The sequence below is a fragment of the Roseovarius sp. PS-C2 genome, assembly GCF_018862045.1.
In the GTDB taxonomy this organism is placed as follows: Bacteria; Pseudomonadota; Alphaproteobacteria; order Rhodobacterales; family Rhodobacteraceae; genus Roseovarius.
In genome coordinates this window covers 268,422-294,495 of record NZ_JAHKSQ010000002.1, presented here as the reverse complement: position 1 = coordinate 294,495, position 26,074 = coordinate 268,422, and the positions used below count along the sequence as shown (strand labels likewise).

Here is a 26,074-nt window from a genome sequence, read left to right as displayed (position 1 = left end):
ACCGTCACCGCAATCCGCCTCACGGATGCAAATCCGGCCATAATTCCCGCCCGCCGCACCAAACCGGAACACCATCCGTCACGGAACGGAAAAACCGGAACAAACCCTCCACCCCGCCATGCCAGTTGTTCCCTTCCGGCCGATGCCCTACACATTTCCCGAACGATTACCTCAGGGAGGACCATCCAGATGGCATACGGCTTCGACACATTGCAGATTCACGCGGGCGCCCGTCCCGATCCGGCCACCGGCGCACGCCAGACCCCCATTTACCAGACCACGGCCTATGTGTTCCGCGATGCCGAACACGCCGCCGCGCTCTTCAACCTGCAAGAGGTGGGCTATATCTATTCGCGCCTCACCAACCCCACCGTGGCCGTCCTTCAGGAGCGCGTCGCCACGCTGGAAGGCGGCGCCGGGGCGGTCTGCTGCTCCTCGGGTCACGCGGCGCAGATCATGGCGCTGTTCCCGCTGATGGGGCCGGGCCTCAACGTGGTGGTGTCCACACGGCTTTACGGCGGCTCGATCACCCAGTTCAGCCAGACGATCAAACGCTTCGGCTGGTCCGCGAAATTCGTGGATTTCGACGATCTCGACGCCGTCGAGGCCGCGATCGACGATGACACCCGCGCCGTATTCTGCGAATCCATCGCCAATCCGGGCGGCTATGTCACCGATCTCGATGCCATCGCGGCCATCGCCGACAAGGCCGGCCTGCCGCTGATCGTCGATAACACCTCGGCCACGCCCTACCTGTGCCGCCCCATCGAACACGGCGCGACGCTGGTGGTGCATTCCATGACCAAGTTCCTCACCGGCAATGGCACCGTCACCGGTGGCGTGGTCGTGGATTCGGGCACGTTCGACTGGTCCGCCAGCGGCAAGTTCCCCTCGCTCAGCGAACCGGAACCAGCCTATCACGGGCTCAAGTTCCACGAAACCTTCGGCCCGCTGGCCTTTACCTTCCACGGGATCGCCATCGGCCTGCGCGATCTGGGCATGACGCTGAACCCCCAGGCGGCGCATTACACCCTGATGGGCATCGAAACCCTGTCGCTGCGGATGGAGCGCCATTGCGAAAACGCCATGAAGGTCGCGCAATGGCTGGAAAACGACGACCGGATCGAATCCGTCACCTATGCCGGGCTGCCCTCCTCACCCTATCACGACAGGGCACAGCGGATTTGCCCCAAGGGTGCGGGCGGGCTGTTTACCGTGGCGCTCAAGGGCGGCTACGAGGCCTGCGTCAAGCTGGTGGACAGCCTCGACCTGTTCAGCCACGTCGCCAACCTCGGCGATACGCGCTCGCTGATCATCCACTCGGCCTCGACCACCCACCGCCAGTTGTCCGAGGAACAGCAGGTCGCGGCGGGCGCATCGCCCAACGTGGTGCGCATCTCCATCGGGATCGAGAACGCCGAGGACATCATCGCCGATCTCGATCAGGCACTGGCCAAGGCCACGGGCTGAACCAACACCGCGCAGAGAAACGGAAAACCGGGCCACGAGGCCCGGTTCTCACAATGACGACGCTCCGAACGCCAGGGCCTCGTCACCAAAACACCCACATAGCAACCGCTCCACGCGTGAAAAGGTCGGGCGCGGCCCGGCCTTTCAGTCCGGGCCAGAGTTTTGACAAGCGTCGTATGGACCAATTTCAGATGTTTTGAACGTGTTCTTTGCATCCTCCGGGGGTGTCAAAAGTCCAAACCGGGTCACGGGGCCCGGTTTTTCATAAGCGCAGGGCACATCACCGAAGGGCCTCACCGGCCTCCAACAAGCCCTCAGGACGCATCCGCCAGTTTCAGGATCGTGGCATCGTGGCGGCGCCGCGTGGTTGCCCCCAGCAGGTCGCGTGCTCGGATATCCTCCAGCAAACTCCGGTTCGCCGCGATCATGTCGCCCAGAATGCCGACCGCCATCAGAACCATGGCCATCGCCATCAGCCCGCTGGACAAAACCAGCGACTGAATATGCCCGCTGCCATCGCCCGACAGGTAGAACCCCAGGAATCGCACGATCCCGACGATCCCCGGCAAGGCGCACAACGCCGCCAGCGACGCGAAAAAGCGCAATGGCGCATACATCACGAACACCCGCAGGATCGTCGCAACCGAGCGGCGGATATATTCTCCCATCCCCCGGAACAGGCGCGACGGGCGCTCCACCCGGTTCACCCGCACCGGCACCCATGTCATCGGGATACGCTTGCGCCCCGCCTGAATGAGCGTTTCAATCGTGTAGGTATAGGTATTCACCACACACATCCGCGCCGCCGCATCGCGCGAATAGGCACGAAACCCGCTTGGCGCATCGGGAATATCCGTGCCCGAGCATTTGCGCACGACCCAGCTGCCGAACCGTTGCAGCAGCTTCTTGGTCGGCGAGAAACTTTCATTGTCGCGAATGGGGCGTGCCCCGACCACGATCTTGGCCTCCCCGTCGCGGATCGGACGCACCAGCGCGGGGATATCGTCGGCGCAATACTGATGATCGGCATCGGTATTCACGATCACGTCCGCCCCCAGCGCCAGCGCCTCTTCCATGCCGGCCGCGAACGCCCGTGCGAGGCCCATGTTGCACCCCATGCGCAGGATATGATCGGCCCCGGCCCTCCGGGCGATGTCAACCGTGTCATCCGTCGATCCGTCATCAATCACCAGAACCTCGATACTGGTGAATCCGGGAACCTTCCTCGGAAGGGCCTCGATGACCTCGGCAATGGTTTCCTGTTCGTTCAAGGCCGGGATCTGGATAATCAGTTTCATTGCAAACGCCCTGTTTCAACTGGTCCTTCCCAGCCTGATTAGGCACAGAAATGTCCGAAAATGTGGCACTGACGCGGTAATCTGTGGATCGTTGCGGGACGAAACCTCGCGCCCCGCCGCTCGCTTTGCGTGTGCGCCTCTCCGGTCTGCCCCCTGTCACGTCCCTTTCCCTCGGCGGGAAGCTGCTATAAAATCGGATCAGTTCAGGGGCTGACTCCACTCGCCCCAAACCCGATGCTAATGCGGTGGAAATGAAACCGAATTTTGCCCTGTTCCTGTCGTTCGAAGGCATCCGCCTTCTGCATCGCGCCTTCCCCGGCTGGCACGATGTCGGTGAGGTGTCGCTCGAGGTCGAGGATCTTCCCACCGAACTCACCGCATTGCGGGACCGGGCACAGGCGCTCACCGCATCGCCGATGATCTGCAAGCTGGTGATCCCGGATGCGCAGATCAAATACCTGACATTCGATGGCCAGGGGGCGACCGGCGAAGCGCTGGAACAGGCCGTGCGCACCCATCTGGACGGCGCAACGCCTTATGCGCTTGACGATCTGGCCTATGACTGGTCGTTCGAGGCCGGACAGGTCCACGTTGCCGCCGTGGCGCACGAAACGCTGGCCGAGGCCGAGGATTTCGCAACGCTGCACGGCTTCGCCCCGGTCAGCTTCGTGGCCCGGCCCGCACAGGGCCGTTTCGTGGGCGAACCGTGGTTCGGGGAAACCGCGCAGGCCGCCCGACACCTCCCCGAGGGTGAAACGCTCGAACGCGACACCGCCCCGGTCCGCATAATCGGCCCGGCCCCGGTGCCCGACGCCACGAAAGAGACAGCCGCCGAAGACGAAACGCCCCCCGCCGCCGAAACTTCGCCCGAACCCGAAACACCTGCCGTAGCGCCAGCGCCGTCAGATGCCGACGACAACGCACCGGCAACCGCCGGGGATGATACCCCCGACACCGGCTCGCCGCAGGACGACGACGACCCCGACAAGACGGACGACACCCCAGCCGCCGCCTTTCGCTCGATCCGCGCCAGCCGGGGCGATCCCCCGCCCTCGGCCCCGCGCCGCCTCGAAGGGGCCGCGCGCGGCTTCACCCCGGTCGCACCCGGCGCCGCCAACGGCGACGCCCCCGCCGCACCGCCGGTCACGGGCCAGCCGCAAAACGCCATGTCGGACGCCGCCGTGGCCGATCTCGCCGCCTCGCTCGCCGCCACCGAAGCGGATGACCCCCCCGCCCCGAACCCGGCATCGCCCGCCGAGGACGACTCCCCGGTCTCTTCCTTCTTCACCCGCCGCAGCACGCGGATCGAGGCAACGGTCCCCACGCCCCCGCCTCCGGGCGACGAAAAACAGCGCATGACCGTCTTCGGCGCGCGCGAACCCGCCACCAGCCGTGGCAAGCCGCGCTATCTGGGCCTGATCCTGACCGCCGTTCTGCTGCTGTTCCTGGTGGCCGTGGCCGCATGGGCCTCGGTCTTTCTGGACGACGGCATCGCCAGCCTGTTCCGCAAGGACGACCAGCGCCAGATCGTCGCCACACCCGATATCGACCTCCCCGAGGACGACCCCGAGGCACAGGCCGACGCCGCGCTCACACAGCCCGACGACCAGCCAACAGAGCCCCCCGCCGAGGCCCCGGACCCCGCCCCGCAAACCATCGCCGCCCCGGCGGACCTCTCCGCCGACGAGGTGCGCGCCCGCTACGCCGCCACCGGCATCTGGCAAATGGCCCCCGACGCCCCCACCGCGCCGGGCGTCCTGACGCTCGACGATTTCTACCAGACCTCGATCGACAGCCAGATCAAATCCTCCGACGCGGTCGCCCTGCCCGACCCGTCCCGGACACCCGCCGATACGCGCCCGGAAACCCCCGGCGATCCGCCCGCCGCCGGCACCCGTTTTCGCTTCGACGATCGCGGGCTGGTCGTGGCCACCCCGGACGGCGCGCTGACCCCGCAAGGCGTGCCCGTCTATGCCGGATCTCCCGCCCTGACACCGCCGCAACTGCCCGACCGCCCCGAGGCCATCGTCACCGACCTGCCCAATGACGAGGTGCTGCGCCTGATGGGCGTCCGCCCGCGCCTGCGCCCCGACACCCTGAGCGAACAGAACGAACGCGGCAGCCTTGGCCTCGGCGGGCGCACCCGTGTCGAACTGGCCGCCCTGCGCCCGCGCCTGCGCCCCGAAAGCGCGCAAGAGGCCGCGATGGCCGCCGCCCAGGCCGCCGCAGCCCAAGCCGAAGCCGCCCAAACAGCCGCCGCCGCGACCGACCCCCAGGCCGTCGCCGCCGCCCTGGCCGAGGCCGTCCAGGCCCCCGATCCCTTTGCCTCGGCCACGAAGCAGGCCGTCAGCGCCTCGCTCAAGCCCAATTCGCGGCCGCGCAACTTCGACAAGGTCGTGGCCCGCACCACCCAGGCCGCCCGCGCCGCGCCGGTCAGCGCCTCGCAAAAGGTGACGCCGAACGCACCCACCACCACCACCACCGTGGCCCGCGCCGCCACCGACAAGAACGTGATCTCGATGCGTCAGGTCAACCTGATCGGCGTCTATGGCAGCCCGTCGAACCGCCGCGCGCTCGTCCGGCTGGCCAACGGGCGCTATCAAAAGGTCAAGGTGGGCGACCGCCTTGATGGTGGACAGGTCGCCGCCATCGGCGACAGCGAATTGCGTTATCAGAAACGCGGGCGCAGCATCGTCCTGCGCATGCCACGCGGCTGACGCCCCGATCCTGCGCACACCACGCGCATCCCGGCCACAATCCGACCGAAAAACACACCCTTGCACCGGCGCTGCATTGCGGCTGTCACAGGCTCCGACTACGCTAGACGCAAGTCCCCGATACCAACACGATTTCGACAGACAAGGCATAGATCCACATGGAAGGATTCCTGTTTCAGGCTTCGGTTTTTCTGGCCGCCGCGGTGATCGCGGTGCCGCTGGCCGCGCGGCTCGGGCTCGGCTCGGTGCTGGGCTATCTCGCCGCCGGAATCGTGATCGGGCCCGTCCTCGGCCTCGTCGTCGGGCACGAAACGCAGGAACTCCAGCATTTCGCCGAATTCGGCGTCGTCATGATGCTGTTTCTCATCGGGCTGGAACTGGAACCGCGCGCGTTGTGGGACATGCGCCACCACCTTCTGGGGCTTGGCGGGCTCCAGATCGTGCTGACGACACTGGCGGTCATGGCGGGCGCGATCTACCTTGGCCAGCCGACCAGCATTGCACTGGCCATCGGCCTGATCTTCGCCCTGTCCTCGACCGCCATCGTGCTGCAAACCCTGTCGGAAAAGGGGCTGATGCAGACCGGCGGCGGGCGCTCGGCCTTTTCCGTGCTGCTGACACAGGACATCGCGGTGATCCCGATGCTCGCCCTGCTGCCGCTTCTGGCGCTGCCCAAACCGCCGGGCATGGTGCTTGGCGAAACACTGGAGCGGTTGAGCGAAACCACCGCCGCAGAAACCACCCCGCAACCCGCGCACGAGGCCGCCGCATACTTCATCAGCAACCTTCCGGGCTGGGGGGTCACATTGGTGACGCTGGCCGCCGTGGCGGCGATCATCCTCGCCGGGATCTACCTGATCAACCCGGTGTTCCGCTATATCCACACCGCCCGCCTGCGCGAGATGTATACCGCACTCGCCCTGCTGATCGTGATCGGCATCGCCTTCGTGATGATGCTGGTGGGCCTCTCGCCCGCGCTCGGCGCGTTTCTGGCGGGTGTGGTTCTGGCCAACTCGGAATTCCGCCACGAACTCGAAAGCGACATCGCCCCGTTCAAGGGCCTGTTGCTGGGCCTGTTCTTCATCACGGTGGGCGCGGGCATAGATTTCTCGGTTCTCGCCCGCGACACCTTTGCCGTGCTTGGCCTGGCGACGGCGGTGATCCTGCTCAAGGGGGCTGTGCTTTACGTTCTCGGGTTGGTCTTCGGCCTGCGCGGGCGCAGCCTGTGGCTTTTCACCCTGTCACTGGCGCAGGCGGGTGAATTCGGCTTCGTGCTGATCTCGTTTTCGGCGCAACAGAACGTCCTGCCCCCCGCGATGTCCGAGATGCTCTTGCTGGTCGTCGCGCTGACCATGCTGATCACGCCCTTGCTGTTCATCCTCTATGACTGGCTCTCCAGCCGGGTCGAAGACATCGCCGAACCGCAGGAGGCCGACCATATCGACCGGCAGGCGCCGGTCATCGTGGCGGGCATCGGCCGCTTCGGCCAGGTGGTCAACCGGCTGGTGCGCTCCAGCGGGTTCAACACCGTCGTGCTGGATCACGACCTCGCCGCGATCCAGCGGATGCGCCGTTTCGGGGTCAAGGGCTTCTTCGGCGATCCCACCCGGCCCGAATTGCTGCGCGCCGCCGGTCTGGACGAGGCCCGCGTTCTGGTCGCCGCCCTCGACAACCCCGAGGCCACGACCCGTCTTGTCGCCTACGCCCGCCGCGAACGGCCCGATCTGCACATCATCGCCCGCGCCCGCGACCGCACCCATGTGTTCCGCCTCTACAAGGCCGGGGCGGATGACATCGTGCGCGAACTCTTCGATAGCTCCCTGCGCGCCGGACGTTACGTTCTCGAAAACATGGGCCTGACCGAATTCGAGGCCGCCGAACTCGAGAAAACCTTCTACCAGCACGACAGGCAATCGGTGCGCGATCTGGCGACGCTCTGGAACCCCGATATCCCGACGGTCGACAACAAGGACTATATCGCCCGCGCCAAGGAACTGGAAAAAGAGCTACAGACGATGCTCTTGTCACAGCTCGAAGAAACCGCAGCGGACGAGCCGCGCTCGGGCACCGGCGGCTGAGTTGCGTCCATGACGGACGCAAGTCCGGCGAGACCCCCGGAGTTTCGTACAAAACGCGCGTACACTTCGTACGTTTCGTGCGAAACTCAGCCGTCCGAAACCCCCGCCTCGGCAAAGGTCGCCATGCCCGAATGACAGGCCAGCGCAGCTTTCAGGATGGCAATGGCCAGGGCCCCGCCCGAGCCCTCCCCCAACCGCATCCCGAGCGACAGGATCGGTTCTTTATTCAATTCTTTCAACAGCTTGGGATGCGCCACCTCGGCGCTGACATGGCCCGCCACCGCATGATCCAACGCCCCCGGCTGCGCCCGCTCAAGGCAGGCCGCCGCCGCAGTGCAGATAAAACCGTCCAAAATCAAGGGGATACGCAATATTCTCGCGCGCACCATGGCCCCGGCCATCGCAGCCAACTCGCGCCCGCCAAGGCAGCGCAAAATCTCCAACCCATTGGTTTTACACTGTTTATTAACCTCGACTGCCTGCGCCACGACCTGCGCCTTGTGGGTCAAGGCATCGCCCTCCACCCCGGTCCCGCGCCCCGTCCAATCCCCCGCCGTCCCCCCGAACAACGCCAGCGAAATCGCCGAAGCACTGGTCGTATTGCCAATTCCCATTTCACCGACGACCAGCAAATCCGATTTGGAATCAACGGCTTGCCACCCCACGCGCAACGCCTCCACCAAGCCGGCCTCGTCCATCGCAGGCCCTTGGGTAAAGTCTTCGGTCGGGGTGTCCAGCGCCAAAGCATGCACATCCATCGTCGCGCCAACCGCCTCGGCCAACTGATTCACAGCCGCCCCTCCCGCCTGAAAATTCGCCACCATCTGAACGGTCACTTCGGGCGGAAACGCACTCACCCCCTGCGCCGTAACCCCATGATTTCCTGCGAAAACTATGACCTGAGGCCGCTCGATCCAGGGCTTCGGATCGCCCCGCCAGCCGCAATACCACGCCGCCAGATCCTCCAACCGGCCAAGCGATCCGGGCGGCTTGGTCAACTCCCCGTCCCGCTCTCGCGCGGCGGCGCACGCCCCGGCATCCGATGCGGGAAGCCTTTGAAGAATATCAACAAATTCGGAAACCGTGGTAAAATCCTGCTGCATGTCGTACCCATTGCGTGCTAATCCTGTCACCATGTATCGCAGCCAAGGATTTGGGCGCAGCCGAAAAAGGCCTCTGCAATGGCGAAAAACGACCAACCCCTTGTCATGGCTGAGGATTTTCCCCTCGCGCTGGCCCTGCTGACCCGCCTGCCAATTCACGCAAGCCGTTTCGACCGCGGCGCCCGCGCCGCCTGGGCCTATCCGCTGGTCGGGGTAATGGTCGGCTCTCTGGCCGCAATAGCGGGCCTTATCGCTGTCTGGCTGGGGCTGCCACCCGCTGTTACCGCACTGATTTCACTGTCTTTTCTGACCATCCTGACCGGCGCCATGCACGAAGACGGCCTTGCCGACAGCGCCGATGGCCTTTGGGGCGGATGGGATCGCGCCCGGCGGCTGGAGATCATGAAGGACAGCCATATCGGCAGCTATGGCGTTCTGGCCCTGCTGTTCAGCTTCGCCGCCAGATGGGCCGCCCTGTGGACCTTGTTCGACAGCGGCGCAGGCCTTGCTTTTATTGGCATTCTGGCCGCGGCAACCCTGTCACGCGCCCCCTTGCCAGCCCTCATGGCCACCCTGCCCAATGCCCGCAACACCGGCCTATCCCACGCCACCGGCCGCCCACCCGCACGCACGGTATGGCTGGCCATCGCCATAGCAACAGGGCTGGCGGTATTGCTGTTGGGGTTTTCCGGGATCGGGGCAATCGTCTGGGCCGGGCTGGCCGCGTTGAGCGTCGCCCTGATTGCACGCGCCAAGATCGGCGGGCAAACCGGCGATATCCTGGGCGCGTGTCAGCAAGTCACGGAAATCACGGTACTTTTCGCACTCATAAGCTAAGTCGAAAAGAAAGGCCGCACCCTCATGGGCACGGCCGGTCATCAGTCGAATTTCGCCCGGATCAGGCCGCGCGCGACACCAGGACGTCGTCCACCTTCTTGGCGGCCTGCACCTCGTCACCGCCACTGACAGCGGCCACTTCGCGGGTCAACCGCTCGAGCGCGGCTTCGTACAGTTGACGCTCGGAATAGCTTTGCTCGCGCTGATCGTCCGTGCGGTGCAGGTCGCGCACCACCTCGGCAATCGCGATCAGATCACCAGAGTTGATCTTTTGTTCGTATTCCTGGGCACGGCGCGACCACATCGCGCGTTTGACCTTGGCCTTGCCTTTCAGCGTGGTCATCGCCTTGGACACCACATCGGGGCTGGACAAAGAGCGCATCCCCACCTCGGTGGCCTTGTTGGTCGGCACCCGCAGGGTCATCTTGTCCTTCTCGAAGGATACGACAAACAACTCGAGTGTGATGCCGGCGATTTCCTGCTCTTCGATCGAGACGATCTGGCCAACACCGTGGGCCGGATATACAACGTAATCGTTGGGGCGAAATTCAAGCTTTTTCGCTTTGCTCATTCAGTTCTTCCTCACAGGGCTGCTGGCCAAAACTCGTCGCCTTGTTTCCAACGGCTGCTAACCGACGAAATCTGGCCTCAAGCGCAAAAGTATCCACACACCCGGCAGCGCCGTGGGGAATGGATATCTGGCAGCGTTCTACATTTGTAACAGTAATATAGCACAAAATACGTGCTTTCGGAAGTGGCACGCATTCACGAACCTGATTTTTGACTTCATATCAGGGCCTTACACCCATCTTCATATCGATATTTGATCAAAAATCCCCGCGCCCGCGCGAATCAGCCGCCTTCGCCCGGCGCTTCCGAAAAATACTTGTCCAGTTTGCCTTCTTCGCCGTCTCGCTCTTCGGCCTCGGGCAACTGATCCTTCTTGGTGATGATAACCGGCCATGCCTCCGAGTACTTGCGGTTGAACTCGACCCATTGTTCCATATCCGGTTCGGTATCCGGACGGATGGCGTCTGCGGGGCATTCGGGTTCGCATACACCGCAGTCGATACATTCATCGGGGTGGATCACCAGCATGTTCTCGCCCTCGTAGAAACAATCCACGGGGCACACCTCGACACAATCGGTATATTTGCATGCGATGCAGTTATCCGTCACGACATAGGTCATTTCAGTCTCTCACCTTTACCGGTCTTGGCCTCACCTAATCCAGCCACGGGTATCAATCAAGCGTATCCGGGCGGTTGAGATCGAGTTTGCGCCGATCCCGCTTGGTTGGACGACCTTTTCCTTCGTATTTCGGCGCAGATGGGACATTTGGCCGCTCTGCCGGAGGGCTCAGGTCTTCATAAAGCGCCTGCGCTTCGGGGGCCGGGCCGCGCCGCTCTCCGACGGCGACGATACGGATCACCCGTGTCGCACGCGCCTGCGGAAAGGTCAGCACATCACCGGGCCCGACCGAATGAGCCGCTTTCGACACCTTGGCGCTGTTCACACGCACATGCCCGCCCGAAACCAGTTTCGCCGACAAGCTGCGCGTTTTGAAAAACCGCGCCTGCCACAACCACTTGTCCAGGCGGATCTTGGCGGGGGTATCGTGCAAACCGAATACAGCCCCGGTTCAGCCCTTGTCCTTCAGCCCCATAAGGGCCGCGGCAAAGGGATTGTCCGGGTCGATCTGGTCTTTCTTTTTCTGCGGCTTGGCCGAGAAGGTCTTGGGCCCCTGATCGCGGCGCGGCTTGCCCTTGGGTGGCTTTCCGCCCTTCCCCTTGGGCTTGTCGCCACTGTGTGGTTTGCCCCGCCCCTGCGGTCGGCCCCGCGCTGCGCGCCCGGCCCAGGTAAAAGTATAAAACACCTCGATCTCGGGCTCTGCGGGATCGGCAGCAGGCGCTTCACCCGGCAGCACCTCGCCTTCCGTCGCAGCGGGAATATCGGCGGGTTGCTCGGTTTGTTCGGCTGGTTCGGCAACGACAGGCGCCTCGCCCTCATCGGGGATATCTTCGACCCGTTCGGACGCCATCGGTTCGGCAGTTTCCTCGGCGGGGGCTTCAACGACGGACTGATCGACCGGTTTGACCTTTTCCCGCTCGCCCTTTTCGGCCTTGTAGCCAAGACCCTGCATCAGATCGGCAAACTGTTCCAGCGTCATGCCCGTGATCGACAGCATATCGGCACTGGCCTCGAACCCGGCGCGGCTGTCCTCGTTGCGCAGCATATCGGCCAGCCGCTCCAGCATATCGATTCGGATCGCCCGCTCGCCAGCTGCGCGATAGCCTGCCATCGAATGGTAACCACGCGGCAGCGCCGTGCCTGCGGGCACCGTCACCAACCCCGGCGGGGGAGCTTCGGGGAAGTCGGACAACCCTTGCGCCAGCGACCACAACACCAGACGCAGGCGCGTCGGCGCAGGCTTGAGCAGCAACGGCATGAAAATGGTGAACTGTCCAAACCGCACACCGTGCTTGCGCAGCGCGCCGCGCGCATCCTGATCCAGTTCCTTGACGTCTTCGGCCACCTCGCCGCGCGGAATGACGCCGAAATTCTCGACCAGACGGAAGCCGAAACCACGCGCAAGGCCGGTCAGCGCCTCATCCCGCTGGATGTTCAAAAGCGGCTCGAACAGGGTCGCGACCTTGCGGTCGATGAAGTGTTGCAGACGGCGCTGTACCTTCTGCGCAACGTCCGCACCGGCGGCGGCATCCACAAACGCCTCGACCTGCGGCTTCAGAGGATCAGCCCCCGCCACCAGCTTGCCCAAGGCCTGATCGCCCCACATCAGGCCACCTTGTTCGGTGAAGTCGATCTCGGTATCCGGCGCGTTATAGAACCGGTCCGCCTTGAGATGGAAATGCGGCGCAAGCGCTTGCAGGCTGGCCTGCGCAATCGCCTTGGCCTCCTGCCCTGCCGACGCCTTGTCCTGCATGAAGCGGAACCCTTCCAGACGTCCGACGAACTCGCCCTCGACCGTCACATCACCGTTTTCGTTCACTTCGGCCACCATGGCCTCCTTCTGCTTGAGCCGGCGCAAAAGCACGGATGTGCGCCGGTCCACAAATCTCTGGGTCAGACGCTCGTGCAGCGCATCCGACAAGCGGTCTTCTACCGCGCGCGTCGCGCCGCGCCAATGCGTTTCGTCATCGACCCAGCCTTTTCGCTGCGCAACATACGTCCAAGTCCTGATATAGGCGAGACGTTTCGACAATGTGTCGATATCTCCATCGGTCCGGTCGATCCTCTTGACCTGCCGTGCCAGCCAATCGTCGGGCACCCGTCCATGTTCGTGCAGATCGCAATAGATGCGCTCCAGCAGCCCGGCATGTTCGGCATGGCTGATACCCCGGAAATCGGGCACCCGGCAAACATCCCACAACAGCCGCACCGAAGGCCCGTCACTGGCCCGCGCACGGACCTCAGCCACCTGCGCGAGGGTTTTCAGCGCCCCAAGGTCATCGGCCTCGCGGGCGCGAGCCAGCCACTGATCGTCGGGCCTGGCCTCCAGTGCCTGAATGAGCGCATCGAGGTTTCCAAACGGCAAATCGGAGTTGCGCCACTCCAGCTTGCGAATGGGGGTAAAGCGATGATCCATGATCGCCTGCGCCACTTCGCCGGGCAGCTCGGGCGCTTCACCGGTCACCCCAAACGTGCCGTGGCTCATCCCCCGTCCCGCACGGCCCGCGATCTGCGCCAGCTCATTGGGGGCCAAGGGGCGCATCCGGCGACCGTCGAACTTCGTCAGCGACGAAAACGCAACGTGGTCGATATCCAGATTCAGCCCCATACCGATGGCGTCTGTCGCTACCAGATAATCAACATCGCCGTTTTGGTACAATTCCACCTGTGCATTGCGCGTTCGCGGGCTGAGCGCCCCCATAACCACTGCTGCACCCCCCTTTTGGCGGCGTAACAGCTCGGCAATCGCGTATACATTATCAACCGAAAAGCCGACAATCGCGCTGCGCACAGGCATTTTACTTATCTTTTTTGAACCTGAATACGATAATTGCGACATGCGCTCGCGGCTCAGGAACTCGACTCCGGGCACCAGTGCGGCAATTGCCCCGCGCATGGTCTGACTGCCCAGAAACTGGGTCTCGCGCAGGCCCCGCATCCGCAACAGGCGGTCGGTGAAGACATGGCCGCGCTCGGGATCGGCGCAAAGCTGGATTTCGTCGATGGCCACAAAATCCGCGCCCAGGCCTTCGGGCATCGCTTCGACCGTGCAGACCCAATATTGGGTGCGCTCGGGAACGATCCGCTCTTCCCCGGTAACAAGGGCAACCACCGATGGCCCGCGCAAGGCGACGATCTTGTCATAAACCTCGCGCGCCAAAAGGCGCAGCGGCAGGCCGATCACCCCCGTGCGATAGCCCAGCATCCGCTCGATCGCGAAATGGGTCTTGCCCGTATTCGTCGGCCCCAGAACCGCCAGGGTTCTTGACTGCTCGGCCATTGGCTTGCTCCGTTCCGGTCAGATCACAGCGCTGAGCCGTCCACCTGATTGTCCAGTCGTTCCAGGGCCTTGGTTACGGCCTCGTGATGGGGATGTATAGCCAGAACACGGGCAAAGGCACGGTGGGCCAGATCGGGTTGGTTCAACTCTTCCAGAATGACACCCAGACCGTAAATCGCGTTGAAATGGCGGGGGTTGAGCGCAAGCGCGTGTTCGACATCGGCAAGCGCCAGACCGTAACGGCCTACCCGCGAATAGGCGACAGAGCGCATATGCCACCCTTCGGCGAAATCCGGCGCATGATCCGTCAGGGCGCTAAAATGCTCGATCGCAGCCTGCGAATCGCCCCCTTCCAAAGCATCGCGCCCGCGCTCGAGCAGCAAGTCCATGGCAGGCGAGCCCGACTGCGACCACGCATGTTCGATATCGCGGGCCACCCGTCTGGCATCGTTGGGTTCGGCTTGCGAAAGACGCTCGAACAGATCGTCAAGGCGTGACGTGTCCTGCGCGGCGGCAGGTAGGGAAATCATGACTACTGCCAGAAATGCCGCGACGATACGATTGAGATGTCGATGTTTTGCGCTCATAACGACTCTGAATGTAGCGTTTACTGCCGGATTTCACACCCCCCGGCGCAACGAAAACAGAAGGATCACAAGGATGAGCGATATCATCGACAGTGCCGTGACGGCCCTGAATGGAAAAATCAGCGGCGATTTTGACGGAACGGCCAAATTCCAGATCGAAGGCGAAGGCGCGATCATGATCGATTCCGATGGCGCGCGCGCGGCGGACGACGACGCGGACGTGACCCTGAGCGCCGATGCGGAAACCTTTCAGGCCATCCTCGAAGGCGACCTCGACCCGACCGCCGCCTTCATGTCGGGCAAGCTCAGCGTCGATGGCGACATGGGAATGGCCATGAAACTGGGCAGCATTCTGGCCTGATGGAAAACGCACCTTTCTTCGCGGATGTGGCGCATGGCCCCGACGATGGCGCGGCTTGGTGGCTGACCACCGAAGACGGCCTGCGCGTGCGTGTTGGCGCATGGGCGCGGGATGCGAAGAAAGGCACGGTGCTGCTGTTTCCCGGCCGCACCGAGTATGCCGAAAAATACGGTCGCGCAGCGCAGGATTTCGCGCTGCGCGGCTATTCCACGCTGGCGGTTGACTGGCGCGGTCAGGGGCTGGCCGACCGGCTGCTAAACGACACCATGTCGGGCCATGTTCTGAAATTCACCGATTATCAGCATGACGTGGCTGCCGCCGTAGCTGCCGCACAGGCGCTGAACCTGCCCCGCCCGTGGCACCTTCTGGGGCATTCGATGGGCGGCTGCATCGGCCTGCGTGCGATCATGGAGGGCTTGCCGGTACAAAGCTGCGTCTTTTCCGGGCCGATGTGGGGAATCCGCATGGCAAGTTCGCTGCGGCCTTTGGCGTGGTCGCTATCCTGGAGTGGCCGGCAACTGGGTATGGGGCATGTCTATGCGCCGGGAACGTCTCAGGACAACTATGTTCTGAGTGAACCGTTCGAGACCAACAAGCTGACCTGCGACCGCAGCATGTACGATTACATGATCGACCAGGCCCGCGCCTATCCGCAACTGGGCCTTGGCGGCCCAAGCCTGCACTGGCTGCACGAAGCGCTCAAGGAAACCCGGTTGCTCGCCCGCCGCCCGTCGCCCGACATGCCTTGCCTGACCATTCTGGGCACTGACGAGGATATTGTCGATGTCAATCGAATCCACGACCGGATGGAACGCTGGCCCCAAGGCGATCTGGAACTGATCAACGGCGGGCGACACGAGGTTCTGATGGACAGCGCCGCAATCCGCACACAGGTGTTCACCCGGATTTGCGATCATTACAACCGCTCGACAGGCATGGTGCCTGCTATGAATCGCGAACGACCGAAAGCTGCTGCTGGCCCAGTCCTTTGATTTCGGCCACCACCTCGTCGCCCTCCTTTAGAAAACGCTGCGGAGACATCCCCATCCCTACGCCCGGTGGAGTGCCGGTTGCGATCACGTCACCGGGCTGAAGGCTCATCAACTGGCTCAGGTGGGAAATGATCTGCGGTACGGTAAAGATCATTGTTCCGCTGGTTCCGTTCTGCATCCGCTCGCCATTGACATCGAGCGTCATCTCAAGCGCACCCGGATCGCCGATCTCGTCCGGCGTAACCAGCCAGGGGCCGATCGGCCCGAACGTGTCACAGCTTTTGCCCTTGGTCCACTGACCGGACAAATCAATCTGGAAACTGCGCTCGGACACGTCGTTGATCACGCAATAGCCGGCCACGTGATTCAGGGCTTCGGCCTCGCTGACATATTTGACAGGCTTGCCGATCACCACGCCCAGTTCCACCTCCCAATCGGTTTTTTCCGATCCACGGGGCAGCAAGATCGTGTCGTTCGGTCCGCAGATGGCCGAAGTGGCCTTCATGAAAACGATGGGATGATCGGGCGCGCTCATACCGGTTTCGGCGGCGTGATCCGAATAGTTCAGTCCGATGCAAATGAACTTGCCCACCTGGCCCACCGGCGGGCCAAGGCGCGGCTCTCCTTCGACCAATGGCAAGCCTTTGGGGTCGACATTGGGCAGTTTGGCAAGAACAGTACCGGAAAGGTCGGGTATAACGCCTGACAGGTCCCGCAAGCGGCCCTCGGCATCCAGCATACCGGGCCTTTCCTGCCCCACCTCCCCATATCTGACGAACCGCATACCCTGTCCCCTTCGCTTGTTTCGGCGGCAGAATAACTGCTGACCGGAGCGGTGCAAGGGGCCAGCAGACCGCTCCGCCAGCCCAGGGGTTTCCGTACATTCCCGAACAAGCCTTGAGCCGCCCGGTGCGTGGGCATATGTGTTGGCGTAAATCAACGGAGGTTTCCTGCATGTTCCACCATCCCCAGCCCGCATATGACGCGAATGCCGGTTCCGGCGACGACAATCTGGGCAAGCTTCCCGAGTGGGATCTGACGGACCTCTACGCCAGCCCCGACGCGCCCGAACTCAAGCGTGATCTGGACTGGCTGGAAAAGGCCTGTGCGGATTTTGCCAACGATTACGAGGGGAAGCTGGCCGATCTTGATGCGAATGGCCTGCTGGAGTGCATCAAGCGCGACGAGAAGATCAGCAACATCGCCGGACGGATCATGTCCTTTGCCGGGCTGCGCTATCACCAGCAAACCACGGATGGAGAGCGGGCCAAGTTCCTGTCGGATTGTCAGGAAAAGATCACCAATTACACCACGCCTCTGGTGTTCTTCACGCTGGAACTGAACCGGCTGGAGGAAGAGGCGCTGACGGCGATGTATGCGGAAAACGCCGATCTGGCGCGTTACAAGCCGGTGCTGGATCGCATTCGTGCGATGAAACCCTATCAACTGTCTGACGAGCTTGAGAAATTCCTGCACGATCTGGGCGTGGTCGGCGATGCGTGGGAACGCCTGTTCGATGAAACCATCGCCGGTCTGAGCTTTACCGTCGATGGCGAGGACATGGGCATCGAGGCCACCCTGAACCTGCTGACCGAGCAGGACCGCAGCAAGCGCGAGGCCGCCGCGCACGAGCTGGCGCGCGTGTTCGGGCAGAACATCCGCACATTCGCCCGCGTGCACAACACGTCCGCCAAGGAAAAAGAGGTGATCGACCGCTGGCGCGGAATGCCGACGCCGCAAACCGGGCGGCACCTGTCCAACGATGTGGAACCCGAGGTGGTCGAGGCGCTGCGCGAAGCGGTGGTCGCGGCCTATCCGAAACTGAGCCATCGGTATTACGAACTCAAGCGCAAATGGCTGGGTCTGGACAGGATGCAGGTCTGGGATCGCAACGCGCCGCTGCCGATCGAGGACAGCAAGATCGTCGACTGGGACGGTGCCCGCGATATCGTGATGGAGGCCTATTCGGCCTTTGATCCGCGCATGGGCGACATTGCAAATCCTTTCTTTTCAAAGGGTTGGATTGATGCAGGTGTCAAGCCGGGCAAGGCGCCGGGGGCTTTCGCGCATCCCACGGTGACGGATGTGCACCCCTATGTGATGCTGAATTACCTGGGCAAGCCGCGCGACGTGATGACCCTGGCGCATGAGTTGGGCCACGGAGTGCATCAGGTGCTGGCCGCCGATCAGGGCGAGTTGCTGGCGAACACCCCGCTGACGCTGGCGGAAACGGCCAGTGTGTTCGGCGAGATGCTGACCTTCCGCAAGATGCTGGACAAGGCGAAAACGGACACCGAGCGCAAGGTGCTTCTGGCGGGCAAGGTCGAGGACATGATCAACACCGTGGTCCGGCAGATCGCGTTTTACGATTTCGAATGCAAGCTGCACGCCGCCCGCCGGGGCGGAGAGCTGACTCCGAATGATATCAATGGCTTGTGGATGTCCGTTCAAGCGGAATCGCTTGGCCCGGCATTCGAATTCATGGACGGCTACGAAACCTTCTGGGCCTATATCCCGCATTTCGTGCATTCGCCGTTTTACGTCTATGCCTATGCGTTCGGCGACGGTCTGGTGAATGCGCTGTATGCGGTTTACGAGGAAACCCCCGAAGGGTTCCAGGACAAGTATTTCGATATGCTCAAGGCCGGGGGATCGAAGCATCACAAGGAATTGCTGGCCCCGTTCGGGCTAGATGCCAGCGATCCGGCGTTCTGGGACAAGGGACTGAGCATGATCTCGCGCCTGATCGACGAGCTGGAGGCGATGGAGGGCTGAACGCCGCGCAAATCGTACAAAACGTACGAAGTGTACGCGCGTTTTGTACGAAACCCGGTCCTTTCCCCGCCTGTCGCATCCATGATGGACGCAAGGGACGCAACTGGCCCGATCTCAGCCGCCCGGTCTCACTGGGCGGCTTGCGGGCTCAGCACCATGTAATCGTCGAACCCCTCGGCCCCGGCACCGGCCTGAGAGATCATGTCGCGCAGCAGATTGACCGCCGCCGGGGCGGTGACGGGGACGAAATGATTATAGCCTTCGCCATCGGCCAGGGCGGTAAAATCGACAACCTTGACCGGCAGTCCCTTTACCTTGTCCGGCCCGTCGATCAGCCCCAGCCGTTCCTTGCGCCCGGTCAGCAGGCCCGCGATGGACAGCGCGCGATCCTGCCGGGTGGTGAAGATCAGGAAGGGTTGCGGCAGGTTGCCTATGGCCTCGACCTGTTTGCGGAACAGTTCGGGGTCGATGTCGGGCGACATCAGGACCACGCCGCTGATCCGGTTCAAAAGTGCATGGTCGCCCCGGATCGCCGCCTGCCGCAGGGTTTCCATCACCAGTTGCGAGCCCATGGAATGGGCAAGGATGAACACCCGTTCGCCCGGCGCGGCGGCGAGGGCGTCGAGAACCGACAAGAATTCATCGCGCGCATAGAGCACGCTGTCGCGGTCATAGACATAGCCGCGCGGATCGCCCGCCGAGGGCCACGAGAACAGAACCGAGGGCATCGCCAGATCGAAATCCGCCCGGATCTGCGCCAGCCGGTACATCGAATCGGACAGGGTGTTGTTATAGCCGTGCACGAAAACCAGCGTCTGCTGCCCCGGATAGGCGCGGCGCACCTCGCGCACGAGCGCCCCCTGCCCCGGCAGGACATCGGTATTTGTCACGACAAAGTCGGTGGCCGCGTCGGCGGTTTTGCCGGGCCATTCGATCTGGCCGATCTCATGGGATGGCGGCACGGAAATATCGGCACGGAAATATTTCAGCCCCTGCGCCCGCTGCATGCCAAAGGCCTGCCCCGTGGCGTCCAGCGGGCGCAGGGTGGCGACATGCACCGGCTCGATCCGGGCATCGGGATGGGGCACGCCGCGCTCGGCGGTGACGCGCGGCGCACAGGCGGCGAGCAGGACCAGAACGGACAATATCGCCGCACGGCCCGTATGGGTTTTACTGAAACGAGTCACGCCACCTGTCCCATGAAAAAAGCTCCTGCCGGTATGCGGCAGAAGCTAAGGTGTTTTACACGTTTTGCGCAAGCCTTCAGGCCGCGGACATCATGCCCTTTTCGGCGGCCAGTTCGCGCATCCGCTTTTGCAGTTTTTCAAAGGCGCGCACCTCGATCTGGCGGATACGTTCGCGGCTGACATCGTATTGCCCGCTGAGATCTTCGAGCGTGATGTTCTTTTCGCTTAGGCGGCGCTGCGTGAGGATGTCCTTTTCACGGTCGTTCAGAACGTCCATCGCCTCGGCCAGCAATTCGCGGCGCGCTTCCAATTCGTCGCGCTGTTCGTAATCGGTGGCCTGATCGGCGTCTTCGTCTTCCAGCCAGTCCACCCATTCCATCGTGCCTTCGCCTTCGGCACCGACCTGCGCGTTGAGCGAGGCATCGCCGCCCGACATGCGCCGGTTCATCGAGATCACCTCGTCCTCGGTCACGCCCAGATCATGCGCGATGCGCTGCACGTTCTCGGGGCGCAGATCGCCCTCTTCCAGTGCGCCGATGCGGGCCTTGGCCTTGCGCAGGTTGAAGAACAGCTTCTTCTGGGCGCTGGTGGTGCCCAGTTTGACCATCGACCAGCTGCGCAGGATGTATTCCTGAATGCTGGCGCGAATCCACCACATGGCATAGGTCGCCAGACGGAAGCCCTTTTCGGGGTCGAACCGTTTGACCGCCTGCATCAGGCCGACATTGGCCTCGGAGATGACCTCGGCCGTGGGCAGGCCATAGCCGCGATAGCCCATGGCGATCTTGGCCGCCAGGCGCAGGTGGCTTGTGACCATCTTGTGCGCGGCCTCGGTATCCTGTTTTTCGACCCAGCGTTTGGCCAGCATGTATTCCTCTTCCGGTTCCAGAAGAGGAAATTTGCGGATTTCCTGCAAATAGCGGTTCAGGCCGCCTTCCGGCGTCGGGGCCGGCAGATTTGCGTAGTTGCTCACCCTGTGTCCCTCCAATGTTTAGGGGCTTAACATCCAGATGGGAGCCCCCCGTATCGGTTTCAAGGGGTCATGCCCCATGAATATTAACGCAATATTACGAAGATTCCGTCGCTTTACGACAAATGTGACAGGCCCTCACGCATCTGTGCGGGATGTGTCAGCCCCCAGACAGGTCAGCAAATGCGCCATATCGGCGGGCAAAGGGGCCTCGAACCGCAGGTTTTCGCCCGAAACGGGGTGTTCGAAGCCCAGAATGGCGGCATGGAGCGCCTGTCGCGAAAACCCGCTGACGGCCTCCAGCGCGGAGGGCGGAAGCGCGCGGAGCGGCAATTTGCGCCGCCCGCCATAGACCGGATCGCCGATCAGCCCGTGCCCGGCATGGGCCATATGCACCCTGATCTGATGGGTGCGCCCGGTTTCCAGCCAGCATTCCACCAGCGACAGCGCCGGGGGCGTGCCGAAGGCCTGCACGACACGGGCGCGCGTCACCGCGTGACGACCCCCGTCGAACACCACGGCTTGTTTCTGCCGGTCGGTGCGGTGACGCGCCAGCCCGGTGGTGATCTTCATGATGTTGCCCGATTCGAAACTGACGCCACGCATCCCGCGCAGGCGCGGATCGGAGGCATCGGGCACGCCATAAACCACCGCGCGGTAATAGCGTTCGACGCTGTGTTTTTCGAACTGCGCCGCCAGCCCGTGATGGGCGCGATCCGATTTCGCCACCACCAGCAGGCCGGATGTGTCCTTGTCGATGCGATGCACGATGCCGGGGCGTTTGGCGCCGCCCACGCCCGACAGGCTGTCGCCGCAATGATGCAGCAGGGCGTTGACCAGCGTACCGCCGGGGCTGCCGGGGGCGGGATGCACGACCATCCCGGCGGGTTTGTCGATAACGATCAGGTCGTCATCCTCGAACACCACGCTCAGGGCGATGGCCTCGGGGGCGATATGGCTGTCTTCGGCCTGTGGCACGGTGATGTCGATCCGGTCGCTTTCGGCCACGCGGGATTTGGGATCGGTCACGGGTGCGCCGTTGACCAGCACCGCGCCCTCGGCGATCAGCCTGGCAAGGCGGGTGCGCGAGAGGGCGGCCTCCTCTGGCACATCGCGCGCCAAGGCCTTATCAAGACGCGAAGGCGGATCGGCGGCGATCCGGAAGGAAACAAGGGTGGACCCCATGGAAAACAGCCCCGAGCCTGAGCCAGAGTTCGATCCGGCGATGATACGTTATCTGCGCCTGCTGGTGACGATCCTCACAGGCACGATGATTGCGGGCCTTCTAGTCATCATCTTCCTGTTTGTCACGCGCCTGGGCGATCAGGCCCCCACCCTGCCCGACAGCATCGCCCTGCCCGACGGGGCAAAGGCCACGGCCTTTACCCAGGGGGGCGACTGGTATGCCGTGGTGACAGAGGATGACCGCATCCTGATCTATGACCGCGCGGGCGGTGCCTTGCGGCAGGTGATCGACATCGAGTGAAGGATGGTACCGCCTCCCCGGCTCGAACGGGGGACCTCTTGATCCACAATCAAAAATAGGACCATAACGGCCCCAAACTTTACAAAACGCTCCAATCAATTATTTTCCATATTTTGCAAGCATTTCCTTGTAATGTTATGCGCTGTTGCTAACTTGGGGTAACAACCCAAAACACTGAAATCCGTTACCCCAGTGTTACCCCAGAGGACCTTTTGACTATGGCAAAGGCGCTGACAACGAAGGCGGTGGAGGCTCTAAAACCGGACGCCAGCCGCCGCGAAATCCCCGATCCCGCGCTATCCGGGCTTTACCTGGTGGTGCAGCCAAGCGGCGCAAAATCATGGGCGCTGCGGTATCGCTACGCGGGCAAGCCCAAGAAGCTGACTTTGGGCAAGTGGCCGATCATGGGCGTTGCCGCCGCGCGATCCGCTGCGTCCGAGGCAATCGAAGCCGTAGAACATGGTAACGATCCTGGCGCGGCCAAGAGGAAGGCGAAGGCCGCGCGGATCGAGGCGCAGCTATCCGAGCGCGACAAGATCAAAACGCTGGTGGAGCAATATACCACCCGGCACCTGTCCAAGCTGAAATCGGGCGCTGATGTGCAGGCACAGCTAGCGCGCCATGTCCTGCCCTCTTGGGGGGATCGCAAAATTCAGGACATAGGCAAACGCGACGTGATCGACCTTCTGGACGGGATAGCGGATAGCGGGCGGGTTGTGACTGCCAACCGGGTGCGCGCCTATCTGTCCAGCTTCTTCAACTGGTGCGTTGAGCGCGACGTGATCGCAGCATCGCCGCTTTTCGGAGTGAAGCCGGTTGCGAAGGAAGCCAGCCGGGAACGTGTATTGAGCGACGATGAAATCCGATGGCTCTGGCGGGCCGGTGACGACCTTGGGCAACCTTGGGGCCAGATCGCCAAGCTGCTGTTACTGACAGGACAGCGCCGCGCCGAGGTGGTGGGCATGACTGACTCCGAAATCACGGGCGACCTTTGGCACCTTGAAGCTGATCGAACAAAGAACGGGCGGGCGCATGATGTGCCGCTATCCAAGGCAGCACAGGACATTCTGACGGGCGTGGAGCGCATCAAAGGCCCGAATGGGTATGTGTTCACCACAACGGGCGAAAGCCCCGTCAGCGGCTTTACCAAGGGCCGGGATCGCCTGCATCGCCGCATGGCCGAAATTGCCAGCGAGGAAACCGGGGAGCCGGTTGAAATCCCGCACTGGACCTTTCACGACCTGCGCCGCTCGGCTGCGACCGGCATGGCCCGGCTTGGTATCCCGGTGCGCGTGACCGAGGCCGTGTTGAACCATTCCAGCGGAACGGGTGGCGGGATCGTGGCCGTATATCAGCGACACGACTATGCCGACGAAAAGCGGGCCGCACTGGACGCATGGGCGCGGCTTGTGGCCGATCTGGTGGAAGGCTGCGCGGATAACGTTGTGCAGATCGAGGGGGCGGCGCGATGACTAATGTGCGTAAAAAGGCCGAAGCTCTTAGGGATAAATGCGAGGCAATGGCGAGACAGGCTGAGCGTGAAATGATTAACCCGCAACTTTCGCAGCAAGAGCGCACCGCCGCTTCTGACCGCGCCAAAGCCTATTGGCAAATGAGCAGGGTACACGCCGATACTGTCGCACAGGCTGCTGATGTGCAGCCGGAAAAATTCACGGCGAAGAACACCGGAACGCAAGCCAAAACAAGAGCGCGGATTGCTTTTGTGAGCCGCATCGCCTCAGAGGCCGGACTCTCAAAACGCCAAGAAATTGCTTTAGCGGCTTGGGATCACCCAGACCGCCATCTTCATTTTAATGACTTCAACCAACTTTATAATTTCCTCGGGCGGCACAAAGTTTGACGGTTTTCGAATAGCGCCAAAAGCTACTGTTCCGCTGCGTTAAAAAATGTTGATGTTGTTTAGCCACGACCCAAACGAAAGGACGTGGCAAATGAATACGCAAAGCGATATTCGCAACCCGCACCGCCGGATACCGGCGGCAGCGGTGCGCGAAATCTGCGGCGACATTTCAGACATGACGCTCTGGCGCTGGCTGGACAATGAAGCCCTGAAATTTCCCAAGCCCATCTACATCGGAAACCGCCGCTACTGGCGCGAGGCCGATGTGATCGAGTGGCTGGATTCCCAGAACTCTGAAGCAGCTTAAAGAAAACCCCCGACCGGCGGCACGGCGGGGGCTTTCTGGAGACACGAAGTCTTGGAGGGCTTCTCTAGAAAGATACCACGCCGCGCAGCCTCCGACAACACGAGGTTGAGCAAAAATGACAAGACTCCAAGTCAAATTCCTGATGCGCCTTCACGGCGTCACCGAAGCACAGGCACAGGCGCTGGCCGTCCTGATCTGGGGGGCGTCGTAATGGCTGAGAAAAAGAAGCCCACGCGGCAGCAAGCATGGCGCAAACGCCACCCCAAACGCTACCTGGCGCACCTCACCGTGCAGAACGCGATGCGCCTTGGTGTCATCAAGCGCCAGCCGTGCGAGGTGTGCGGCAATCCGAAAACGGACGCACACCATGACGACTATGACCGCCCCTACGATGTGCGTTTTCTCTGTCGTCGCCACCACAAGCAACACCATTCAAAGGGGGCGAAGAATGGGGCGGGATAAGCGCAACGAACGGCAGGTTGAGCATTTCACTAAGCTGGTGCGCAACATGATGGAAACCCCTGCGTGGCGGGCGCTCAGCCCGTCCGCACAGGCGCTCTATCCTTGGCTCAAGCTGGAATGGCGCGGGCCGCAGGCTAACAACAACGGCAAGATACGGTTGAGCGTTCGGCAAGCGGCTGACCGGCTGGGCGTCGGTATCAATACGGCGTCTCGGGCATTCCATGATTTGCAGGCCAAAGGCTTCGCGGTGGTGACAGAACATGCCCGTCTTGGCGTCAAAGGGAAGGCAACAAGCCCCGCATACGAGTTGACCGAGTTGCCGTTGCCTCACGCTGAGAAGCCAAGCGGCAGGAAGCTGTTCAAGGAATGGCGCGAGGGCGCGGATTTTCCGGTGCAGAAGGCCGCAGCGCACAATCCGAAAGGCCGCTCAAAAAAACAAAACCCTGTCGTCAAATTGGTGACGCCCCGTCACCAAAACGGTGACGGATAAATGAAACGCGTCACCAAAACAGTGACAGTCCGTCACCAAAACGGTGACGAAATGCGCCCCCCGGATAGCGCAGCCCATCACCAAAACAGTGACATCCTTATCTACCACTCCCCACAGGCAAAGGAGCCTTCAATGAACGAACACCAGATGAACGTTGCCGACGACGAAGCGCGGGAAACCGTTGAATTCATCCTCGCACAATCCCGCGCAGGCGGCACATGCCCGATCCAAGCGATGGATGGCCTCATCTTCTGGGCCAAGGAACTGATCGTCTTGGCTGAGAGCGCAAAAAAGGAGCATCAGAAATGAAAACGAAAATCGAGCAACACCCCGAATTCAGCCGCGCCACATCGGCAATCGAGGAAGCCATTGCACAAACGCAGATCGAGGGCGGTGACATGCGTTCACTGGCGTCCTGCATGTTGTCGCTGTCGGCTGGCCTCTATCGCAGCATCCACGGCAGCACTGGCCCGGATGGCCTGCCCATCGCACTGGCAAAGCTGGTGGCATCCGAGGCGCAGCGCGAGGCCCAGGACTTCGAGCAAAAGCGGTACGGCGCAAGCGGTAGGGCTTGAATGAAACGCCATTACACGATATTGTGGAAGGGAACTCAGACGCCTGA

The 26,074-nt window shown here is 62.5% G+C and carries 26 protein-coding genes; 15 read left to right on the top strand and 11 right to left on the bottom strand.

Going from position 1 to position 26,074, the window contains the following annotated elements:
- Positions 1-189 precede the first annotated feature (189 nt).
- Positions 190-1,470 (top strand): O-acetylhomoserine aminocarboxypropyltransferase/cysteine synthase family protein, encoded by a 1,281-nt coding sequence (locus KPG71_RS04805; RefSeq protein ID WP_216336990.1) that lies wholly within the window; start codon positions 190-192, stop codon positions 1,468-1,470.
- Positions 1,471-1,784: 314 nt separating this feature from the next.
- On the opposite strand, the gene KPG71_RS04800 is transcribed toward KPG71_RS04805, so the two are convergent.
- On the bottom strand, positions 1,785-2,768 hold the full coding sequence (locus KPG71_RS04800) for a glycosyltransferase family 2 protein (RefSeq protein ID WP_216336989.1): 984 nt from the start codon (positions 2,766-2,768) through the stop codon (positions 1,785-1,787).
- Positions 2,769-3,019: 251 nt separating this feature from the next.
- Here KPG71_RS04800 and KPG71_RS04795 point away from each other — a divergent pair, with 251 nt between their 5' ends.
- Positions 3,020-5,485, top strand: a complete 2,466-nt coding sequence (locus KPG71_RS04795; RefSeq protein WP_216336988.1) for a hypothetical protein — start codon at positions 3,020-3,022, stop codon at positions 5,483-5,485.
- A 158-nt stretch (positions 5,486-5,643) separates the two neighbouring features.
- Positions 5,644-7,563 carry a cation:proton antiporter gene (locus KPG71_RS04790; RefSeq protein ID WP_216336987.1) on the top strand — a complete coding sequence of 640 codons (1,920 nt, stop codon included), beginning with the start codon at positions 5,644-5,646 and terminating at the stop codon, positions 7,561-7,563.
- An 86-nt stretch (positions 7,564-7,649) separates the two neighbouring features.
- Here the strand turns inward: KPG71_RS04790 and cobT are convergent, their stop codons facing one another.
- Positions 7,650-8,666, bottom strand: a complete 1,017-nt coding sequence (cobT, locus tag KPG71_RS04785) for a nicotinate-nucleotide--dimethylbenzimidazole phosphoribosyltransferase (RefSeq protein WP_216336986.1) — start codon at positions 8,664-8,666, stop codon at positions 7,650-7,652.
- 105 nt (positions 8,667-8,771) lie between these two features.
- Between cobT and cobS the strand changes: the two genes are divergently transcribed.
- A complete protein-coding gene (gene cobS / locus KPG71_RS04780) occupies positions 8,772-9,503 on the top strand; it encodes an adenosylcobinamide-GDP ribazoletransferase (protein WP_253196096.1) in 732 nt (243 codons plus the stop codon).
- A gap of 61 nt (positions 9,504-9,564) precedes the next feature.
- Here cobS and KPG71_RS04775 read toward each other — a convergent pair whose 3' ends face one another.
- The 5 genes from KPG71_RS04775 to KPG71_RS04755 form a co-directional block, all read right to left on the bottom strand.
- The gene (locus KPG71_RS04775; RefSeq protein ID WP_073034796.1) at positions 9,565-10,074 is read right to left on the bottom strand and encodes a CarD family transcriptional regulator; all 510 of its coding nucleotides are present in this window, start codon (positions 10,072-10,074) and stop codon (positions 9,565-9,567) included.
- Between the two features lie 281 nt (positions 10,075-10,355).
- Positions 10,356-10,694, bottom strand: a complete 339-nt coding sequence (gene fdxA / locus KPG71_RS04770; protein ID WP_073034795.1) for a ferredoxin FdxA — start codon at positions 10,692-10,694, stop codon at positions 10,356-10,358.
- 52 nt (positions 10,695-10,746) lie between these two features.
- Positions 10,747-11,127 carry an RNA-binding S4 domain-containing protein gene (locus tag KPG71_RS04765; RefSeq protein WP_216336984.1) on the bottom strand — a complete coding sequence of 127 codons (381 nt, stop codon included), beginning with the start codon at positions 11,125-11,127 and terminating at the stop codon, positions 10,747-10,749.
- Positions 11,128-11,145: 18 nt separating this feature from the next.
- Complete coding sequence (locus KPG71_RS04760) at positions 11,146-13,974, bottom strand: helicase-related protein (protein WP_216336983.1); 2,829 nt, start codon at positions 13,972-13,974, stop codon at positions 11,146-11,148.
- Positions 13,975-13,997: 23 nt separating this feature from the next.
- On the bottom strand, positions 13,998-14,504 hold the full coding sequence (locus tag KPG71_RS04755; protein WP_253196095.1) for a tetratricopeptide repeat protein: 507 nt from the start codon (positions 14,502-14,504) through the stop codon (positions 13,998-14,000).
- A 130-nt stretch (positions 14,505-14,634) separates the two neighbouring features.
- Between KPG71_RS04755 and KPG71_RS04750 the strand changes: the two genes are divergently transcribed.
- Positions 14,635-14,922, top strand: coding sequence for an SCP2 sterol-binding domain-containing protein (locus tag KPG71_RS04750; protein ID WP_216336981.1), 288 nt, complete (start codon positions 14,635-14,637; stop codon positions 14,920-14,922).
- Complete coding sequence (locus KPG71_RS04745; protein WP_216336980.1) at positions 14,922-15,914, top strand: alpha/beta fold hydrolase; 993 nt, start codon at positions 14,922-14,924, stop codon at positions 15,912-15,914. Before KPG71_RS04750 ends, KPG71_RS04745 begins: the two co-directional genes overlap by 1 nt.
- Here the strand turns inward: KPG71_RS04745 and KPG71_RS04740 are convergent.
- Positions 15,868-16,698, bottom strand: a complete 831-nt coding sequence (locus KPG71_RS04740) for a fumarylacetoacetate hydrolase family protein (RefSeq protein WP_216336979.1) — start codon at positions 16,696-16,698, stop codon at positions 15,868-15,870. The two genes, KPG71_RS04745 and KPG71_RS04740, sit on opposite strands and share 47 nt — an antisense overlap.
- A 170-nt stretch (positions 16,699-16,868) precedes the next feature.
- On the opposite strand from KPG71_RS04740, the gene KPG71_RS04735 reads away from it, so the two are divergent.
- On the top strand, positions 16,869-18,689 hold the full coding sequence (locus KPG71_RS04735) for a M3 family oligoendopeptidase (protein WP_216336978.1): 1,821 nt from the start codon (positions 16,869-16,871) through the stop codon (positions 18,687-18,689).
- A gap of 128 nt (positions 18,690-18,817) precedes the next feature.
- On the opposite strand, the gene KPG71_RS04730 is transcribed toward KPG71_RS04735, so the two are convergent.
- The 3 genes from KPG71_RS04730 to KPG71_RS04720 all read right to left on the bottom strand — a co-directional run bounded on the left by KPG71_RS04730 (position 18,818) and on the right by KPG71_RS04720 (position 22,031).
- On the bottom strand, positions 18,818-19,876 hold the full coding sequence (locus KPG71_RS04730; RefSeq protein WP_216336977.1) for an alpha/beta fold hydrolase: 1,059 nt from the start codon (positions 19,874-19,876) through the stop codon (positions 18,818-18,820).
- A gap of 76 nt (positions 19,877-19,952) precedes the next feature.
- The gene (gene rpoH, locus KPG71_RS04725; RefSeq protein WP_216336976.1) at positions 19,953-20,849 is read right to left on the bottom strand and encodes an RNA polymerase sigma factor RpoH; all 897 of its coding nucleotides are present in this window, start codon (positions 20,847-20,849) and stop codon (positions 19,953-19,955) included.
- A 135-nt stretch (positions 20,850-20,984) separates the two neighbouring features.
- Positions 20,985-22,031: an RluA family pseudouridine synthase gene (locus KPG71_RS04720; protein ID WP_216336975.1), complete on the bottom strand. Its 1,047-nt coding sequence runs from the start codon at positions 22,029-22,031 to the stop codon at positions 20,985-20,987.
- On the opposite strand from KPG71_RS04720, the gene KPG71_RS04715 reads away from it, so the two are divergent.
- The 8 genes from KPG71_RS04715 (at position 22,030) to KPG71_RS04680 (ending at position 26,027) form a co-directional block, all read left to right on the top strand.
- On the top strand, positions 22,030-22,332 hold the full coding sequence (locus KPG71_RS04715) for a DUF6476 family protein (protein ID WP_216336974.1): 303 nt from the start codon (positions 22,030-22,032) through the stop codon (positions 22,330-22,332). The two genes, KPG71_RS04720 and KPG71_RS04715, sit on opposite strands and share 2 nt — an antisense overlap.
- A 218-nt stretch (positions 22,333-22,550) precedes the next feature.
- Entirely contained in the window at positions 22,551-23,804 is a 1,254-nt protein-coding gene (locus tag KPG71_RS04710) for a site-specific integrase (RefSeq protein ID WP_216336973.1), read from the top strand.
- Positions 23,801-24,193 (top strand): hypothetical protein, encoded by a 393-nt coding sequence (locus tag KPG71_RS04705; RefSeq protein ID WP_216336972.1) that lies wholly within the window; start codon positions 23,801-23,803, stop codon positions 24,191-24,193. Before KPG71_RS04710 ends, KPG71_RS04705 begins: the two co-directional genes overlap by 4 nt.
- A gap of 91 nt (positions 24,194-24,284) precedes the next feature.
- Positions 24,285-24,500, top strand: coding sequence for an AlpA family transcriptional regulator (locus tag KPG71_RS04700; RefSeq protein ID WP_216336971.1), 216 nt, complete (start codon positions 24,285-24,287; stop codon positions 24,498-24,500).
- A 210-nt stretch (positions 24,501-24,710) separates the two neighbouring features.
- A complete protein-coding gene (locus KPG71_RS04695) occupies positions 24,711-24,962 on the top strand; it encodes a hypothetical protein (RefSeq protein ID WP_216336970.1) in 252 nt (83 codons plus the stop codon).
- Complete coding sequence (locus KPG71_RS04690; RefSeq protein WP_216336969.1) at positions 24,949-25,452, top strand: hypothetical protein; 504 nt, start codon at positions 24,949-24,951, stop codon at positions 25,450-25,452. The genes KPG71_RS04695 and KPG71_RS04690 overlap by 14 nt, the downstream gene beginning before the upstream one ends.
- Positions 25,453-25,761, top strand: coding sequence for a hypothetical protein (locus KPG71_RS04685; protein WP_216336968.1), 309 nt, complete (start codon positions 25,453-25,455; stop codon positions 25,759-25,761).
- A complete protein-coding gene (locus tag KPG71_RS04680; protein ID WP_216336967.1) occupies positions 25,758-26,027 on the top strand; it encodes a hypothetical protein in 270 nt (89 codons plus the stop codon). Before KPG71_RS04685 ends, KPG71_RS04680 begins: the two co-directional genes overlap by 4 nt.
- Positions 26,028-26,074 lie beyond the last annotated feature (47 nt).